The organism is Tardiphaga sp. (assembly GCF_028290785.1).
In the GTDB taxonomy this organism is placed as follows: Bacteria; Pseudomonadota; Alphaproteobacteria; order Rhizobiales; family Xanthobacteraceae; genus Tardiphaga.
Map to the genome: position 1 here is coordinate 1 of NZ_JAQGJD010000215.1, position 2,883 is coordinate 2,883.

Annotated in this window: 4 protein-coding genes and 1 pseudogene; 3 read left to right on the forward strand and 2 right to left on the reverse strand. The window is 65.3% G+C overall.

Annotated elements, in window-relative coordinates:
- Positions 1-368, reverse strand: a 368-nt coding sequence (locus tag JWR89_RS12840) for a LysR family transcriptional regulator (RefSeq protein ID WP_299716611.1), incomplete at its 3' end; no start/stop codon positions are given.
- 105 nt (positions 369-473) lie between these two features.
- On the opposite strand from JWR89_RS12840, the pseudogene JWR89_RS26300 reads away from it, so the two are divergent.
- Positions 474-713: pseudogene (locus JWR89_RS26300) on the forward strand (DUF1127 domain-containing protein); the annotation flags it as partial.
- A gap of 96 nt (positions 714-809) precedes the next feature.
- Entirely contained in the window at positions 810-1,097 is a 288-nt protein-coding gene (locus tag JWR89_RS12845) for a DUF1330 domain-containing protein (protein ID WP_299716614.1), read from the forward strand.
- Positions 1,098-1,103: 6 nt separating this feature from the next.
- Here the strand turns inward: JWR89_RS12845 and JWR89_RS12850 are convergent, their stop codons facing one another.
- Entirely contained in the window at positions 1,104-2,471 is a 1,368-nt protein-coding gene (locus JWR89_RS12850; RefSeq protein WP_299716617.1) for an MmgE/PrpD family protein, read from the reverse strand.
- A 123-nt stretch (positions 2,472-2,594) separates the two neighbouring features.
- Between JWR89_RS12850 and JWR89_RS12855 the strand changes: the two genes are divergently transcribed.
- Positions 2,595-2,883: FUSC family protein (locus JWR89_RS12855; protein WP_299716620.1), on the forward strand; the 289-nt coding region annotated here is incomplete at its 3' end.

Below are 2,883 nucleotides of genomic sequence, written 5' to 3' on the forward strand. Positions count from 1 at the left end.
CGCAGCTCCAGTTGCACGTCGGGATATAACCGGTGGAATTCATTAAGCGGCCCGGGCAGTCGCACGGCCGCGGTGCTTTCCATCGCGCCGAGCCGAAACACGCCGCGCGGCCGCGGATCCTGCACCGCGTCGCGCGCCTCGTCGGCCAGGGCGAGAAGCCGGTCGGCATAGCCGAGCAGCGTCTGGCCTGCCGGCGTCAGATGCAGGCGCTTGCCCTCGCGGATGAACAGCGGCGTGCCGAGATCGTCCTCGAGCTGGCGAACCCGCGTCGTGACATTGGACTGCACGCGGTTCAGCCGCTGCGCGGCGCGGGTCACGCCGCCCTCGCGCACCACAGCGCGGAAGATGCGCAGCTCGGACAGATCCATCTATCTCTCCATGAGATCAAAACAATCACTATTATTCATTTTAAAGGATTTATGGCGACGGGTAAACCATCGCCACGGCGCGGCTCTGCACCGCAAGGAGTGGGCATGTCCGACGATGGCTTCGATCCGCACGCGTATGACGTTCGCTTCCTGACGCCGGTGCAGTGGACCGCGTGGAAGCGATCCATCGTCACGCGCGTGCACGACGAGCGTCGCCGGACGATTCGCCGGGCGTTGGCACGCGTTTGGGGTGTCGTTCGAAGCGTTTGCCGTCGCCTGCGCCAGGGGCAGGAGGCGCGCGACGCGCTTCGCGCGATGAGCGATTACGAACTAAAAGATATTGGACTTGCGCGCTCCGGAATCGAAGCTGCGATCCGGTGCGACGAACGAAATGCGTGCTCGGCGATGTCGTCCGAACCACGTCAACTTTGGAGATCTGTCATGTCGAAAGCCTATTGGATCGTGCGCGTCTCGGTGCGCGACGAGGCGCGTTATCCGGAATATCTCGCCGCGGCGAAGCCGGCGTTCGAGAAATTCGGCGCGCGATTCATCGTGCGCGGCGGCGCCTTCGAGGCGATGGAAGGCGTCGCGCGCGATCGCAACGTGGTGGTCGAATTCGCCGATCGCGCCACCGCGACGGCGTGCTATCGCAGCCCGGAGTATGACGCCGCCAAAGCGATCCGGCAGAAATATGCCGACGCCGACTTCATCATCATCGACGGCGCATAGCGGCGGCTATAGCCGCCCCAGCGCGGCCGCCGTCGCCACTTTGTCGAAACGTTCCAGCGACAGGATGGCGTCGGCGAATTTCTCCGCGCTGCCGTTCAGCACCGGGCGCGCCAGCAGCAGGAATTTCTGCGCCATCGCCTGCGCATCGGGAAACGACGCCGGCTCGCCGGACGGATCGGCGTAGATCCGTTCGTGCAGGCCGTCTTCGGTCGTGATGCTGACGCGCGCGCCAAACGGGTGCGTCTTGCCTTCCAGGCGGTCGTCCTGGACCACGTCGAAGCGATCGGCCAGCTTGTCGATCGCGGCGTCGCCAAGCCGATTGTAGTCGTCCCAGCCAAAGCTGCCCTGATCCAGCGCCAGCGCACCGGTGAAGAACATCGAGAACTGTCCGTCGACGATCGAGGTCGGGTGCCGCTTGGTAGCGGCGTCGCCGGTTAGCGTGATGCCGTTGCGATGCAGGCCGATTTCGACGCGCTTGACCTGGTCCGGCGTCAGGTTGTGCTCGCGGCGCATGGCGATGATGGCGTCGATGGCCGCGTGGGTATAGCGGCAGCTCGGATACGGCTTCACGCCGATCTTCATGGTCTCGTAGATGTGGCCGAGGCCGGCCGTGGCCTTCTCCGGATGCGCATTGTCGCTGTAGCCTATCAATAGGCCGTGCTTGCCCTCGACAGATTCGGTGGCGCCGAGAAAAGCGTTGCGCGCCAAGGTGGCGGCGATGACACCGTTCATCGCAGCAGCGCCAACCTGGTAGCGCTTGTTCCAGGCGCCGTTCACGAGAAACTGCAGCGAGCCCGCGGCCTGGCTGCCGGACACGCCGAACGCCGAGATCAACTGCTGTTTCGAGAGGCCGAACAGCTTGCCTGCGGCTGCCGCGGCGCCATAGGTCCCGGCGGTGGCGGTGGGGTGGAAGCCCCTGGCGTAATGCGAGGTCGGATCGAGCGCGTTGCCGAGCCGGCAACACACTTCGTAGCCGGCGACGATGGCGGTCAGCACCTCTTTGCCGGAGGCGCCGACCATCTCGCCTACCGCGAAGGCGGCGGGGACGACGGGCGCACTCGGGTGCAGCGAGGAATCCGCATGGGTATCGTCGAAGTCGAGCGAATGCCCAAGCGCGCCGTTGAGCAGCGCGGCCACCGCCGGAGTCCAGGTCTTGCTGTCGCCGAACACGGTGGCTTCGCCCGTGCCATCGAGCGACAGCGCTTCCAGCATTTTCAGCAGCGCCGGCGTGGATTCCGCCTCCTGGCGGGCGCGGATCGTGCTGCCGAGATAATCCAGCGTCAGAACCTTGGCGCGCTCCAGCACTTGCTGCGGGATGTCGTCGAATTTCAGCTCCGCGACATAGGCGGCGAGCGTTGCGGTTTCATCGGCCATTGTGTTTCCTCACTTTTGTTGAAACAGCGTAAGCGGGCTGAATCATCGTTTCAAGCGGGCACGGCAGCGCGGGCATCAGCCATGCCGAAGCGCCTCGCAAGCGGCAACATCTGGACCGGACGAATGATCGCATGGCTGAAACGACTGGCCGCCCTGATCCGGTCGCGCAAGGTCGAACTGGGTCTCGGCGTGCGCGTCACCGTGGCGGCGATGAGCGCGCTGATGGTCGCGCTGGCGCTCGGCCTCAAGCTGCCGCTGTGGGCGGTACTGACCTCGATCATCGTGACCCAGATGAGCGTCGGCCGCTCGCTGAAGGCGACGCGGGATTACCTGGTCGGCACCATCGGCGGCGCGATCTATGGCGGCGCGGTGGCGATCCTGATCCCGCATTCCAGCGAAGGCGCGCTGCTGG

Excerpts from the sequence above, each read along its gene's own strand:
- JWR89_RS12845 (WP_299716614.1), top strand. The coding sequence starts at position 810 with ATGTCGAAAGCCTATTGGATCGTGCGCGTCTCGGTGCGCGACGAGGCG.
- JWR89_RS12850 (WP_299716617.1), bottom strand. The coding sequence starts at position 2,471 with ATGGCCGATGAAACCGCAACGCTCGCCGCCTATGTCGCGGAGCTGAAA.